The organism is Pullulanibacillus pueri (assembly GCF_014639255.1).
In the GTDB taxonomy this organism is placed as follows: domain Bacteria; phylum Bacillota; class Bacilli; order Bacillales; family Sporolactobacillaceae; genus Pullulanibacillus; species Pullulanibacillus pueri.
The window spans coordinates 65,061-79,269 of record NZ_BMFV01000022.1 but is presented as its reverse complement, the minus strand read 5'-3'; the positions used below and the strand labels follow the sequence as shown (position 1 = coordinate 79,269).

Sequence of the window (14,209 nt, the reverse complement as noted above, 5' to 3'; positions counted from 1 at the left end):
AAACTAAATAAATTATAACAATAGTCCATACCTAAACTATAGGTGTGGACTATTTTACGCTTACGTTGAAATGGAACTATTATCAAGTGCAGACATAGAAGCAGTAAGGAGTATGTATCAGCAAGCGCAAAATAAAAGTGCCAGCCTCAATAGTGATGGCACATACAATTTATATTTAAATTTCGGTTTTGGGTGTGACGAACATAAAGTAACTGAGGAACAACTAAATTACATTCGTCAATAAACAGTTACATAGTATTTAATTTAAATCTCTTAATAAATGAAATGGTGCTGGCAATGAGTTTAAAACGCGCTATAATACGACCAAACAGGTTTTGTCAGATAATATGGCTTTTCCCTCTGTTTTTTTATATCCTACAAATTCAATTTGATTGAATATCAAGATGATGCTGTCTCAAACAGTCCAATTTTCAGGACTTCTGAGACAGCCTCTTTTTTGTACAGATAAATGGTTATTGGTTTGCTTAGTCCGTGGGAATGGAAATGATGTATAATAAGGTTTAAAGGGGACAGTCATTAAAGAGTATTGTTTTTAGTCCAGAAGATCTCCAATTAATATAGATTGGTATCAATCAGGTAATAATTTATAGTAACAGGGATAAAATTAATAGGAGTGAAAACATGGATGAAATGAAAGATATTCGTTGGAAACAAAGATTCGAGAATTTCGAAAAGTCTTTCAAACTCTTAGAAAAATATTCGAACAACTCCATATCAAATGAATTGGAGCGAGCAGGTATTATCCAATTCTTTGAGACCACCTTTGAATTAGCGTGGAAAGTATTAAAGGATTATTTGGAGTCAGAGGGATACATTGCAAAAAGTCCTCGAGAATCCATAAAACAAGCTTTTCAGATGGATTTAATTGAAGAAGGACACCTTTGGATGGATGCATTATCTAAACGGAATTTAACAAGTCATACTTATGATCAAGAGTTAGCAGAAAAGTTAGTGAAAGAAATACAAGAACAATTTCTACCTTTACTTCAAAATTTATATAAAACATTACTAAAGGAAAGATAATATGTTTGGACTAATTGAGAGTGACTTACACTATATAAATGTTGCCTTAATGCAGTTTGATGAAATTAAATGTGCAGTTATTTTTGGAAGTAGAGCAATGGGCAATTACAAAAAAGGATCGGATATAGATATTGCAATAAAAGGAAAGGATATTACTTCAGAGGTTTTATATAAATTATCTGATTTACTAAATGAGGAATATCCATTACCGTATTTCTTCGACATTATTCACTATGAATCAATCTCTAATGAAAATTTAAAAGCTCATATTGATAAAGAAGGAAAAATATTATATAAAGCTAACTCAATAAAATATGGATAACGGTTCGTTGAAAATAATTGTGTGTATGAAATGGTGTACGGTCCACCGGTACCATAAACACATAACTAAAGAACGTTAATATAGCGCTGATTCCTTTGAAAAAGGGAGTCAGCGTTTTTACATTTAGGATGAGGTAAAATGGACGATTATTTTTTGCAGGAATCGAATGAACCATATAAGCGAACCTTTTTTTATAAATGGGTACTAGGGCGATATCTCATTGTTCTATTAACTTTTGCCTCCATTAAGCTGCTTGAACAAGGAATTTCCAATATCCCCGCGAATACATAAGTATTAAGAGAAAATAAAATGGGGTGATGTTGTGGAATCTGCAAATGATTATTTACCATGGCCTTCAACTGAGGAACAGATTAAAGTCCTGCCATGGCAAGGTGAAAGCTCTGTTTCGGATCATAAACATGATTTTGTTGAAATCGCATTTATTCTAAAAGGTTCCTGCATACATACATATCAAGACTCTAACGTTCGTCTCATTCCTGGAGATGTCTTCACCATTACACCACATCAAAATCATGCCTATACAATCGATTCTCCTATGGTGATTTATAATTGTATGTTTTATCCGCAAGCTTTGGGGGAGGATTGGCTGCGGCTTCAAACGATTTCCAGTTTGCACGATATGTTCGTTGCTGAGCGCTTTTCTCATATGCAGGAAATCCTTCATTTGGCTCCGAGTCAGATTAATGACATTTTGGTCATTCTAGATCGGATGCACAAAGAATCAAAACAACTCAATCCTGATTTCGGGCTCATTCAAAAGTCTAACTTAACGTTGTTACTTTGTACGCTTGGACGGGCGCGGGACTGGCAAGAACAAGAGGAGAACACAATCTATAATAGAAAAAGAGAATTAGTTGCGCTTGCTTTAGAATATATGGAGCAGCATTTACAAGGGGATTTAAGTGTAGATGAAATAGCTTCCCATATTTATTTAAGTCCAGGTCACTTCCGGAAGGTGTTTAAGGAGACGATGGGACTTTCACCGATAAATTATATAAATAAATTAAGAATTTCAAATGCTTGCCAACTTTTAAAGGAAGACCGATCTATCTCGGAGATAGCTGAACGGGTGGGTATTCAAGACCATACCTATTTTTCTAGGTTATTCAAAAAGCTAGTTGGGCAAACGCCAAGTGATTATCGAAGACATGCGATTTGTACTCATCCTTAATTAAATCATCCTAACCTTTTTAAACGGGGACTCGATAAAATAGATGATAATAAGTTTATAAAAGGGGCGATCATATGCAGGATAAGATGAAGGTTGCGATTGTCGGGGCAGGTGGAGTTTCTGAAAGTCATGTCGATGGCTGGAAACAGTGCGCGCATGCGGAGGTCGTTGCTGTTGTTGATATCAACGAAGAGCAAGCCAAACAAAAGGCGAATAAATGGGGAATTAAAGGTGACCAAGTCTACCAATCTCTAGACGCATTAGTGAGGAACAACCGACCCGATTTAGTGGATATCTGTACACCAGAGCATATTCATAAGCTGATGGCAATACAAGCCATCGAGCTGGGTCTCTCGGTATTTTCTGAGAAGATTATGGCCGCTAATCTTCAAGATGGATTTGAAATGATGTCTGCTGCAAAACGCACAGGCAATTGGGCAGGCATCAACTATAACTATCATTACTACCCTTGTTTTTCACTGCTAAAGGACATAACGTCTGCGGATAAACATGGAAGGATTCGTGAGGTATACGTCCAGTCTCACTCCTTTTGTTTCCACCATGTGCTTGAGACACTGCTGTGGATCTTTGGAGTTCCTACCAGCATCAGCGCGGATGGGACAGAAAGACATTGGCCGCAGCATCTGGTAGAGACGTTTAAAGTGGCCGATCACCTTATCTATATTCCCAGTGAATCCCTGTCTGCGAGATTATCATATGAAAATGGTTTAAACATTCACATCAATGCTTCATTATATCAAAGCCTTAATCACTTGCCGTTTGGCTATACTTGTGTGTTTGATTCGGGAGAGGTGCTTCAAGCAACTGGATTGGATTGGGAAAGGAACATGGTTGGTAAAGTATCCTGGTTGCCTGAGGGTGATAATCTTATCGACGTCAGCCAGTATCAAGAAAGGTCAAACATTATTGGCTTTAGAGCATCTATTAAGACAGTGGCACAGCATTTCATGAGTGGAAAAAGGGCCCCTTCAAATTGGGAGGATGGCTGGAATGTTATGGTTGTTGATCACGCCATTTATTTAGCAGGACTAAATAAAACAAACATCAATGTGACTGAGCTTAAAAGCGATTTAGAAAGAACAATGGGGAATGTTATTCATGGATAGACAAAAATTAGGCATCAGCACATTGACATGTTCTGAACAACCCGTAACAATGGCACTAGAAAAAGTGGCTGCATTGGACTTTACATGGATTGATTTAGGTATTTTGAATGATTGGACCGATATTAATCCTAACCGGTTAGTCAAAGATTTTGAACGCACGATAGTCCCCATCGAACAAAAGCTGAAGGAAAAGGGATTACATGTTGCATCAATTAATTCAGGTTTTGGTGCTAAACCTTTTAAATATGCTATCGAAGAACAGTGTCTCGCCTTATGTCAGGCGGCCAAACGATTGCATAGCCGTACTGGAGTGACTCTTCCTTCAGGTATGTTGAATGAAGGATGGGGAACAGGGTTGGAAATTTTAGAAACTGCCTATAAGGTTTTTAAGTCACAGGGCGTGGATTTAATGGTAGAAACGCATTGCGATCATTTCACTGAAACCATTCATGATACATTGAGATTACTGGAGCGGTTCCCTGGTCTTAAGCTCACCTTAGATGCGAGCCATTATCTTGTTCAAGGCTATGGACCTAAAGATTGGAAGGTATTACTTCCCTGGATGAGTCATTGTCATGTAAGACCTTGTGGAAATCAAGGATTCGATACAATACAGGTGGAATTAGCAGATGCCATTCCTCTTGCCTTCCAATGGCCAGACTTAATGGTGGATTACGGATATACGGGTCTATTCACCTTTGAAATCATTGATACAATTAAGGTTGCTGACGCTGAAAAAACAACACTCCTGATGAGGGATGAAATATCCGATAGATAAAGGAAAAGACACTTTTGGGACCCCGTCTGTGCGACTAAAGTGTACCGTACCCGTTTCGTCTGCTAGTTATAAATGGATAAAAACCCGAACTATCCAAATCGTGAGGTTTGAAGAGTTTGGATTTTTTTGATTTAAAAACTTTTTGCCCGACCACTTTCTTTTCTGGCTTCGTGATAACCTACTCGTGATTGAGAATGCTGTTCGTACAGCCGGTCAATATTAAAAAATCGACCTCAGCCATAATCAAGGTCTTCATTGTATTTGTTTTTATCAAATGCTATTCCTTCTTCTGTAGCGATCAAATAGATGGAATTTTTATGTGAGGCGTCTTCCGATCGATCTTTTTGGAAAGAAAAAAGTATTGTGGGATAACTGAATAACTGGATAAAGGATCAGTTATTTAGTAATAGAACTGTCGTTTTTTCCTATTGAATTTCTTTTATATAGAAGTCTATCATTTATATTGGGGATTGAATATGAAAAAAGGATGATGTGTAATGCCAGTAAGAACAGGCGATTTTAAAATTGAAGTTAATCGTGAGAATAAGACAATAGATATGGTGATTATCGGTACGTTCTCAGAGGAAAAGGTTCAGGAGTTTGTCAAAGAATACTTAGAAAAAGTGCAAAGTGTCAATGCCAGTGAATATACACTCAATGTGGATTCCACTGATATGGATGTTTTAACTCAGGACATGATTCCGAGCATGAAAGAGTCCATTGGTTTATATCAACAATCTGGCTTCGATAAGATGATCATTACCATTAAGAAAAACGTTATTTTAAAAATGCAGCTTAACCGGATCTTAAGAAGTACCGATTTTGGAAATGCCGAAATCCGAGAAGTATAAGGGAATTAGCCATCTTTTTAGGAGACAAGGTAAATAGACCTTGTCTTTGTTAAATTACCAGGAAGCTGTTAGTTATTATCAGAGGGGATGAAGTTGTTTTCCGCTCCATTACACTGGAGTCTAGTGAAAAACTTGGTGTGTTTTGCCCGGTTATTCCAATGAAAAGACCTTAACCATCATAGAAGGGACGTAGCAACGACTTTGGAACACATTAAAATAAGAGATATCGCCATTTATCACCCTGAAACGATTCGTGATAATGAATTTTACCTTCAACATTTCAAAAAGCAGGGGCGGGACATTACAAAATTTTTGGATAAAGTCTTAGGGCGTAAGCAGAGATTCGTTATTGAAAATAACGAGGAAAATAGTCTGACGATGGCTGTAGAGTCCTCAAAGCGCGTATTAGAGAAAGCACAATTAACAGGTAAGGATTTAGATTTGATTGTCTTTTCCTCGCAAACCCCCGAGTACTTAGCAACCACTAATGCTCTCCAATTGCATAGAGCGCTTCAAGCGAGTACCAAAACCATAACGATGGATTCTAATGCCAATTGTGCTGGAATGACCTTAGCGATTGATCAAGCCGCACGTTATATGCTTTCTAATCCAAGGATCAATACCGTATTAATTGTAGGATCTGATTACAATACGTTAATGAGTAATCCAGAAGAAGAAATTACCTACGCAAATTTTGGAGATGCTTCATGTGCTGTGATTTTGGAAAAAACGGATGAAGATACCGGTTTTATTGATTCTATCTATTTTACGGACTCTTCAACTTATGATAAAACTTACTTCCCACGCCATGGACTATCGAAGATGTTTAACCATGAAAATAAAGGCATTCAATGGCTTCCCTTTGATGGCGATATTGCTTTACCTCCAGCATATGAAATGATAGAAACACTGTTAAAGCGGAATAACAAAGGTACTGAGGATATCGGGGCTTTTTGTCTCTCTCAATTTTCTATCTCAAACATCGAGCGAATTCAGGAGCATTTTTCTATTGCTGATGAAAAGATCATGTACATAGGCGATCGGTTTGGTTATACCGGGACAAGTAGCCCGTTTATTGCTTTACATGAAGGTATTGAGGCTGGAAGAATTAAAAGGGGCGATACCGTTCTGTTCTGGACGATAGGTGGCGGCTATCAAATGGTTGCGATGTTGCTGACCTATTAAAGGACGGTTAAATCAAGCTGGCAGATGCCGGTTAAGATGGTTTAAGACTTCAACGTAAAAGTTGAAGTCTCTTTTAAAAGGTAAGAAAGTATAAAATTTCTGGTCATCAGGACGGTGTGATTTCCGCTCAATTAGACTTGCTTGCTGATACTGCTCTTTGTTTTTGGAGAAATTCCATGCCAAAGACTGGGGAATTTTCCAGTATGCAAAATCTTACAGCTTTTAATGTGTATGTGGTATGCTTTTTATGTCTTTATTTGCCTTTTCCATCTTATGTAGGGCGTGTTTTGAGCCCCATTCATGCATGGCTTCCAAAATGGGTTCAAGGCTGCGACCGTATTCTGTTATAGAGTATTCAACCTTGGGAGGAACCTGTGGAAAGACGACGCGTTTAATGATATCTTCATTCTCTAATTCGCGTAATTGTTTTGTCAACATTTTCTGGGTGATTCCGGGCATGCTACGTTTAAGTTCACTAAATCGTTTGGTGCCCTTTTGAAGTAAATGCAATAAAATGATCGGTTTCCATTTACCGACTAGAATACCTAGTGCATCTTCTACTTGGCAATTTTCCGGTACCTTTTCCATTTTATAATCCTCCTTGGTATCTTTTTGGATACTATACCACTTATAAGTGCGTACTTATACCATTTATCATTATCATCTATAATAACATGGTGATGAATAAGTGAAAAAACAATACACTTGAAGGCTTTTATTTTTAAAGTTGAGATATAGATCATGTATTATCAAATCGTGACATCAGAACTTTATGCAAAGAAAAGGTGAGCATTAAATGGAAAATTACCGTATTGATCAAGATAAAGGACTAGAATTTGGTATTTATACGCTAGGCGATCATCTTCCCAATCCGTTAACGGGGGAAAGAATTTCTGCTGAACAGCGTCTTCATGAAATTATTGAATATGCAAAGCTTGCTGAGCAAGCCGGGATAGATTTTTTTAGTGTGGGAGAAAGTCATCAAGAGTATTTTGCAACGCAAGCACATGCTGTAGTTTTATCGGCTATCGCGCAAGCCACAGAAAAGATAAAGATCGGTAGTTCATCGACGATTATTAGCACATCTGATCCAGTACGTGTGTATGAGAACTTTGCCACGATTGATTTAATTTCTAAGGGACGGGCAGAAATCATTGCTGGTCGAGCTTCGAGAGTAGGGCTTTTTGATTTATTAGGGTATAATCTTCGTGATTATGAAGAATTATTTGAGGAAAAGTTTGATCTGCTACTCAAGATTAACGAGGAAGAAGTCGTTAATTGGAGTGGCGAATTTCGTGCCCCACTAAAAGACGCGCGAGTGCTTCCACGCCCGCAAAGTGGGTCGATGCCGATTTGGCGAGCTGTTGGGGGTTCACCCGCCAGTGCGCTTAAGGCGGGTTATGCAGGAGTCCCGATGTTCATGGCGCATTTAGGGGGTCCGGCGGCAATTTTTAAGCGAACCGTAGACGCTTATCGTGAAGGTGCGCGTCGTAATGGGCATGATCCATTAAAGTTACCTGTTGCAACAGCAGGGTTTTTCTATGCCGCAGAAACAACACAACAGGCCTTAAGTGAGTATTACCCTCATATTAATGAAGGGATGAAACTAACAAACGGTCAGGGCTTTCCTAAGCAGCATTTTGCTCAAGGTGCAGATCCGCATAATATTATGAACGTCGGAAGTCCACAGCAAATCATTGAAAAAATTCTTTATCAATATGAAGTCTTTGGGCACCAGCGTTATATTGCTCAAATTGATTTTGGTGGCGTTCCTTTTGATAAAATCATGAAAAATGTTGAGATTATTGGGACGGAAATTTTACCGGCCATAAGAAAATACACCGCAAAGAGCTAGGAGGTGGGGAATATGAAGATCGTAGCGTTATCGGGTTCTATCGTAGGCTCAAAAACGAGAACCGCTATGGATTATACCATAAAGACACTTCAAGAAAAGTATCCAGAAGTTCATGTGACCTTAATTGATTTGGCTGATTATGAGATTCAGTTTAGTGATGGACGGAATTATTTAGAATATGAAGGCGATACAAAATATGTAACCCAAACGATCATGGACGCTGATGCGTTGATAATTGGTACACCTATTTTTCAGGCCTCTATTCCCGCGACTCTAAAGAACATTTTTGATTTACTTCCGGTTAACGCCTTTTTAAATAAGGTTATTAGCATGATTGTAACTGCGGGTTCCTCTAAGCATTATTTAATAGCTGAACAACAATTGAAGCCGATTTTATCTTATATGAAGGCACAAATAGTACAAACGTATGTTTTTATTGAGGAAGCGGATTTTTATCGGAAGGACATTATCAATGAAGATGTCTTATTCCGAATCAATCGATTAGTAGAAGATACGGTTGTATTAACGGAAACCTATACAAGCATTAGAGAGGCAAAAGAAGCTGAATACGGTTTTTAACTCTTATTTTATCGAGGTGGACAGTGGAAGAACTGAACACCTCTTTTTTTACCTTTTTCTACGAAAGTTATTTCCTAGTCGCTTTCCTTAGTCTAGCGGGAACCGGGCCTGCGACACTTCACGAATAGACGCCCGAGTTGTTCCAAAAAGGCTGACGACGAAGCCTGTCTAGTAGACCACAGGAACAGGGAATTTGTGATCCAAATCCATTGGAGCTTGATAGCCCATCTAAAGTAAGCTGTAGTCTTGTCCGCGGCTGAAAGCGGCATTTTCTTTTATAAAATCTTAAGAGGCAGCTTCGGTTTCGAGAACAATGGGACTCATACGGTCAATAGCGGTTTGAACAGCGGTCTTAAGGTTTTCCCAATACGCCTTGACTTCTTCTTCTCCACTGTTGTTCATCGCAATCTCTAACCATTTTAATTCATTCTGGAGACGAGGCGCAGAACCCACCCAGTATTTTTGCCGAGCCACTTTAACGGTAAAGGGGGTTTCAAAATGAAACGGAAGGTAAACACCCATTTTATTGGGGTGGCAAATAACCTGTTGATAAATGGTGTTTTTTGTGATCTTGGCAAAGAAGAGTGTGCCTCCATCGTTTTTAGCGGCAAGTTTTTGCAACTCGATAAGCTGCTGTTCTTCGCCAAGTTCAATGGTCTCATACTCGGTTGTCCAATTTAATTCTTCACGATATGGAACCAGAAATCCCATTCGTTGCATGTGAATTTCTAATGTGCGATAAAGTGGGTTATCTGGTTTATTTTCTTCAGTCAGCTGTTTGATATGGGCTTGTATCTTCATATTTAATCACCTTTAGTTCATTATTATTAAGAACTATTCGCAAGAGTTTTAGGGTAAAGAGGGGTCGTTTTCTGTCGAAAGCAAACATTTTTTAACGAACGTTGCAGTGTCTAAGTGTTTGTGCTTGAAAAGTAGGCCTGTGGGGCATACGATAAGTCTAAAGTAAAAGCGTTTACAAAATGATAGGAGTGGTGGAGATGAAGTATAGAAGATTAGGGAAAACGGATTTAGATGTATCTGTCGTGGGTGTAGGAACCTGGCAATTTGGTGGAGATTGGGGGAAGGACTTCAATCAATCTGAGGTTGATGCCATTCTTTCTCGAGCAAAAGCGCTCGGAATTAATTTGATTGATACGGCAGAATGTTATGGTCCTCATCACTTATCCGAAAGCTTTATAGGGGATTATCTCTCGAGGGATCAGCGCGAGGAATGGGTGATTGCTTCAAAATTTGGTCACCATTGGGAAGAACAGTGGGAACATGCTTGGGATACGCAAGCAGTCCAAAAGCAATTGGATGCATCATTAAAAGCCCTTCAAACCGACTATATTGATCTCTATCAGTTTCATTCAGGCTCCGATGCAGTTTTTGATAATGACGCATTATGGACAATGCTCGATAAGCAGGTAGCGGCAGGAAAAATTCGCAATCTTGGTATCTCGATCGGCAGCAACGCGAATATTTATCAAACCTCTAAAGCATCAGAGTTACATGCTAAAGCCATTCAAGTGGTCTATAATCGCTTAGATCGCACCCCAGAGGAAGAGGTTTTTCCTTCATGCATTGAGCAAAATTTAGGGGTTTTAGCCAGAGTCCCCTTAGCCAGTGGACTTTTAAGTGGCAAGTATAAACCAGGTGTGCGATTTAGTGATAACGTGCGCCAAAAACGGGATCAAGAAGACATTGACGAGAAGCTGAGACAGGTTGAGAAAATCAAAGCAGAAGAAGTCCCAGAGGGTGTTAATATGGCACAATGGGCGCTAGCTTGGTGCCTACAACACCCGGCTGTTACAACGGTCATTCCAGGTTGTAAAAGTCCAGAACAAGTTGAGGTGAACGCTGCTGCTGCCGAATTAGATATTGTCCAGGATACACATCCTCTTGCTGTGACTAAATAATTGAATACGAGAAATTAAGGTTATATTAAACAAAGAGGCTGTTTCAAAAGTCCATAAAAATGGACGATTTGAGACAGCTTCAACTTTATATTTAATCAAATTGGATTTGTAAGATATAAAAAAACAGAGGGAAAAGTCATTTCATACGACTTTTTCCTCTTTTTTTAACCTTCGGCTTGAAGTGGTTTGATCCTTTCAATAAGTTATGTGTAACGCAAATAAGATCCCATTCCACCCTTATTTACGAGAGAGGTGATTTTGGGGAATATTAACTTCCGAATCTAGTGGTAAGCACAATTGATTCATGTGTTCATCAATAAAAGAAATATGATCATGTTTCATAAGAAATCGCTCCATTGTCTGGTTTTTCTCAAAGAATAAGAGAGTATAATCTATCGAAGCAATAAAGAGATCGGTAGAAAAACTTGTCTGCACGGATAAGGACTTGATGTGAGCCAAGCAATTCTTAAAGTATAGGAATGTATAAAATTCTAATTATCAGCACGGTGTGGATTTCCGCTTCAGAACGCTCGCTTTCCTCGGGCACGGCCTCAGCTAATTTTGGAATGGACTCTTTGTGTTCCAAAATGGATCTTCGGACTCGTGCTGTTCCCGAAGGAGTCTCGCGTCTTCCGCTCCAATCAACTGAGTTTGCTGACGCTGCCTAATGGTAAAAGACTTTTCAATGTCTAAACGAGGACCGGGGCACGCATTCGCCCGGTTTTTCTCATGTTTGTGCTTAGAGTGTAGATGAGTGTTCGAATCACCGATTCATTTTTCTTTGCAGGTGTGCTTTTACCTGTGGCCATTCTTCTTTTAGGATACTGTAAATGACGGCATCTCTGACATAACCATTGGGTAAGGGTCTCTCATGGCGTAAGAGGCCTTCCTTTGTGGCTCCAAGTCGTTTGATAGCTTGTTGGGCTCTTAAATTTCGAGCGTCTGTTTTAAGTTGGACACGTAAGACGTCAAGCTCTTCAAAAGCGTAGTGTAACAATAAATATTTACACTCTGTATTGATGCTTGTGCGTTGAACCTTGGGATGGTACCAAGTATAACCAAGCTCAACGGATCTGTGTGCGTTTGATAGGTGATATAGACGGGTACTTCCCACAAGTTCACCCGTTGATTGGTCGATGACAACGAAGGGGAACTCTGTCCCCTGTGCATAATGATTCAGCGCAGTGACGACATAATTTCTCATATCTTCCTGCTGATCCATTTTAGAGGTTAAAAACGTCCATATGTGAGGGTGTGACTCGACGATTTTATATAACGCATCAATATCATCTAATGACATTAAACGTAATAATGCTCGATGACTTGTTAATTTCATTTTCATTCTCATTCTCCTTCTCCTTGCTAACCACCGGTATAGCCCAGGAAATAATTGCCCCAGACTAAGAGAACTTTTAAAATCTATCTATGTTATGGGGTATTTAAATATGCAGACCTATTTTCACTATCATACGCCACTTCATGTTTTCCATGCTTTTTCCTTACAACACCTTGTCACACTGACGATTATTGTGATTTTATGTGCCTTGTTGTTCATTTTTAGAAGAGGCGTTAGGAGAAAGCGAAATTATTTTCGATTCATGTTGGCCATCCTCTTGTTTGTGGCTAATGTTGGGTTGCATGTATGGCTTATTTCACAAAACGTATGGTCTCTTAAGAGAGATTTACCTTTGCAACTTAGCGATATTGTGGTGCTCCTTGCGATTATCATGCTTTTAACCGGGAGCTCGAAACTGTTTCAATTCATGTATTTTGCTGGACTAGGGAGCTCTCTTCAAGCCGTTATCACACCCGACTTAGGAAAGTTTTCATTCCCACATTTTCGGTACATTGAATTTTTTGTTTCTCATGGTGGTGTTGTGCTTGCTTGTTTATTGATGGTGGTCGTTTATCATTACAGACCGACCCTTCGAGCGCTATGGGTAACCTTTTTAATCGTTAATATTTATGCTGGGTGTGTCTTTGCTATTAATAAAGGGCTCGGGTCAAATTATCTGTACATCATGAAAAAGCCCGGGAACATGTCATTGCTAAATTTTCTTGGCCCATGGCCGTGGTATCTTCTGTCGTTAGAGCTAGTGATGATCCTCAGCTTTTATCTTTTATATAGTCCGTTTTGGATTAAAAGAAGAGAGGAGTCTTAAATCGAAAGTCGAGGAGAAGAGAGAGGAAATCAAAAGGTGTTTCTAACAACAAGATTTAGGTGTCATTGCTCTCAAAGGCCTGATTTCACAAACTGAAGCGCATTCTCCTTTGAAATGTGAGTTTGTGGGGGAAACTGTCTCCAATTGGTCGAAACAAGTGAGTGTAGCCCTTTATCGTATTTTGCAAGAAGGGCTGAGTAATGTACTCCGTCATTCAACGGCTACTGAAGTTAAAGTGAAAGTCACTGAGCAGGATAATCAAGTCACGTTGTGGTTATCTGATAACGGAGAGTATGATAAGGAGAGACAGCTTATCCCGGGATTTGGTATTAAAGGTATGATCACAAGGTCAAGGGAACTAGGTGAAACATGTGAATATTCTCGAAATGAGTGTGGTGGATTAACGGTAATGGCTGTATTACCTGCTGATGGAGGGGAAAAGAATGGGAGATAAAATTCGGATCTTGTGAGTAGATGATCAGTCTATTATTCGTCAAAGGCTCCAATATATCATTAATAGTCAGACAGACATGGAGGTTATTGCTGAAGCTGGTGATGGAGAAGAAGCAGTGTCCATTTGTCATCAAACGCAGCCTGATCTTGTCTTGATGGATATCCGGTTACCAAAGAAGAACGGTATTGAAGCAACACAATCTATTTTATCTAAACAACCTGATATAAAAATTATTCTCTTGACAACATTTGATGTTCAAGAATATATCTTTGAAGGGATCCGAGCAGGTGCTATTGGCTATTTATTAAAAGATGCGGAAACCAATGAACTCTTAGAAGGGATTCGGTCTGCTATGCGGGGATCTGCCATCTACAAAAGTACAACGGCAGGCCAAGCGTTAGCACAGTTCATCACAAAAAAGCAGACGGATACTGCCACTCCAGATGAATTGATTTATCAAAAAGAAATAGAATCACTAACAGAAAGAGAAATCGATGTTCTTCAAGAAATGGCATATGGGCGAAGAAATTCGGAGATTGCTGAAATTCTTTATATTTCACAAGGTACGGTCAAACACATGTCCATAGAATTCTGCCAAAATTGGGGGCAGAGGATCGTACTCAAGCCGTTGTCATTGCGATTCGTCAAGGGTTTGTTAAATGATTCTCTATCTAGAGATAGAGTCCAATGACTAAAAAGATATGTCTACCGACAGACGTTTTTTTATTCCTTCTTTTTTAT

Annotated in this window: 16 protein-coding genes and 1 pseudogene; 14 read left to right on the top strand and 3 right to left on the bottom strand. The window is 39.1% G+C overall.

All coding sequences use genetic code 11. The annotated features are described in order from the left end of the window. Window positions 1-642: 642 nt before the first annotated feature. From IEV91_RS13930 to IEV91_RS13895, 8 genes are all read left to right on the top strand, one after another. Complete coding sequence (locus IEV91_RS13930) at window positions 643-1,044, top strand: nucleotidyltransferase substrate binding protein (RefSeq protein WP_188498023.1); 402 nt, start codon at window positions 643-645, stop codon at window positions 1,042-1,044. A gap of 1 nt (window position 1,045) precedes the next feature. Then, window positions 1,046-1,366: a nucleotidyltransferase family protein gene (locus IEV91_RS13925; protein WP_188498022.1), complete on the top strand. Its 321-nt coding sequence runs from the start codon at window positions 1,046-1,048 to the stop codon at window positions 1,364-1,366. 138 nt (window positions 1,367-1,504) lie between these two features. Further along, entirely contained in the window at window positions 1,505-1,657 is a 153-nt protein-coding gene (locus IEV91_RS13920) for a hypothetical protein (RefSeq protein ID WP_188498021.1), read from the top strand. Window positions 1,658-1,688: 31 nt separating this feature from the next. Then, window positions 1,689-2,558 carry an AraC family transcriptional regulator gene (locus tag IEV91_RS13915; protein ID WP_188498020.1) on the top strand — a complete coding sequence of 290 codons (870 nt, stop codon included), beginning with the start codon at window positions 1,689-1,691 and terminating at the stop codon, window positions 2,556-2,558. 74 nt (window positions 2,559-2,632) lie between these two features. Further along, window positions 2,633-3,685, top strand: coding sequence for a Gfo/Idh/MocA family protein (locus IEV91_RS13910; RefSeq protein WP_188498019.1), 1,053 nt, complete (start codon window positions 2,633-2,635; stop codon window positions 3,683-3,685). After that, window positions 3,678-4,463, top strand: a complete 786-nt coding sequence (locus tag IEV91_RS13905) for a sugar phosphate isomerase/epimerase family protein (protein ID WP_188498018.1) — start codon at window positions 3,678-3,680, stop codon at window positions 4,461-4,463. The genes IEV91_RS13910 and IEV91_RS13905 overlap by 8 nt, the downstream gene beginning before the upstream one ends. Before the next feature lie 497 nt (window positions 4,464-4,960). After that, window positions 4,961-5,314, top strand: coding sequence for a hypothetical protein (locus IEV91_RS13900; protein ID WP_188498017.1), 354 nt, complete (start codon window positions 4,961-4,963; stop codon window positions 5,312-5,314). Window positions 5,315-5,515: 201 nt separating this feature from the next. Continuing rightward, window positions 5,516-6,499: a ketoacyl-ACP synthase III gene (locus IEV91_RS13895; RefSeq protein WP_188498016.1), complete on the top strand. Its 984-nt coding sequence runs from the start codon at window positions 5,516-5,518 to the stop codon at window positions 6,497-6,499. A gap of 222 nt (window positions 6,500-6,721) precedes the next feature. Here IEV91_RS13895 and IEV91_RS13890 read toward each other — a convergent pair whose 3' ends face one another. Next, window positions 6,722-7,087, bottom strand: coding sequence for a winged helix-turn-helix transcriptional regulator (locus tag IEV91_RS13890; protein WP_188498015.1), 366 nt, complete (start codon window positions 7,085-7,087; stop codon window positions 6,722-6,724). A 208-nt stretch (window positions 7,088-7,295) separates the two neighbouring features. Between IEV91_RS13890 and IEV91_RS13885 the strand changes: the two genes are divergently transcribed. Both IEV91_RS13885 and IEV91_RS13880 read left to right on the top strand, forming a co-directional pair. Next, entirely contained in the window at window positions 7,296-8,354 is a 1,059-nt protein-coding gene (locus IEV91_RS13885; RefSeq protein WP_188498014.1) for an LLM class flavin-dependent oxidoreductase, read from the top strand. Between the two features lie 12 nt (window positions 8,355-8,366). Next, a complete protein-coding gene (locus IEV91_RS13880; protein WP_188498013.1) occupies window positions 8,367-8,933 on the top strand; it encodes an NADPH-dependent FMN reductase in 567 nt (188 codons plus the stop codon). Between the two features lie 285 nt (window positions 8,934-9,218). On the opposite strand, the gene IEV91_RS13875 is transcribed toward IEV91_RS13880, so the two are convergent. After that, window positions 9,219-9,734 carry a putative DNA-mimic protein gene (locus tag IEV91_RS13875; RefSeq protein ID WP_188498012.1) on the bottom strand — a complete coding sequence of 172 codons (516 nt, stop codon included), beginning with the start codon at window positions 9,732-9,734 and terminating at the stop codon, window positions 9,219-9,221. 197 nt (window positions 9,735-9,931) lie between these two features. Between IEV91_RS13875 and IEV91_RS13870 the strand changes: the two genes are divergently transcribed. Next, window positions 9,932-10,852 carry an aldo/keto reductase gene (locus IEV91_RS13870; protein ID WP_188498011.1) on the top strand — a complete coding sequence of 307 codons (921 nt, stop codon included), beginning with the start codon at window positions 9,932-9,934 and terminating at the stop codon, window positions 10,850-10,852. Between the two features lie 763 nt (window positions 10,853-11,615). Here the strand turns inward: IEV91_RS13870 and IEV91_RS13865 are convergent. Further along, entirely contained in the window at window positions 11,616-12,188 is a 573-nt protein-coding gene (locus tag IEV91_RS13865) for a GNAT family N-acetyltransferase (protein WP_188498027.1), read from the bottom strand. A 109-nt stretch (window positions 12,189-12,297) separates the two neighbouring features. On the opposite strand from IEV91_RS13865, the gene IEV91_RS13860 reads away from it, so the two are divergent. The 3 genes and pseudogenes from IEV91_RS13860 (at window position 12,298) to IEV91_RS13850 (ending at window position 14,131) form a co-directional block, all read left to right on the top strand. Then, a complete protein-coding gene (locus tag IEV91_RS13860) occupies window positions 12,298-13,014 on the top strand; it encodes a YwaF family protein (RefSeq protein ID WP_188498010.1) in 717 nt (238 codons plus the stop codon). Between the two features lie 124 nt (window positions 13,015-13,138). After that, on the top strand, window positions 13,139-13,468 hold the full coding sequence (locus IEV91_RS13855; protein ID WP_188498009.1) for a sensor histidine kinase: 330 nt from the start codon (window positions 13,139-13,141) through the stop codon (window positions 13,466-13,468). Between the two features lie 31 nt (window positions 13,469-13,499). Further along, a pseudogene (locus IEV91_RS13850) lies at window positions 13,500-14,131 on the top strand (response regulator). Window positions 14,132-14,209: the final 78 nt, after the last annotated feature.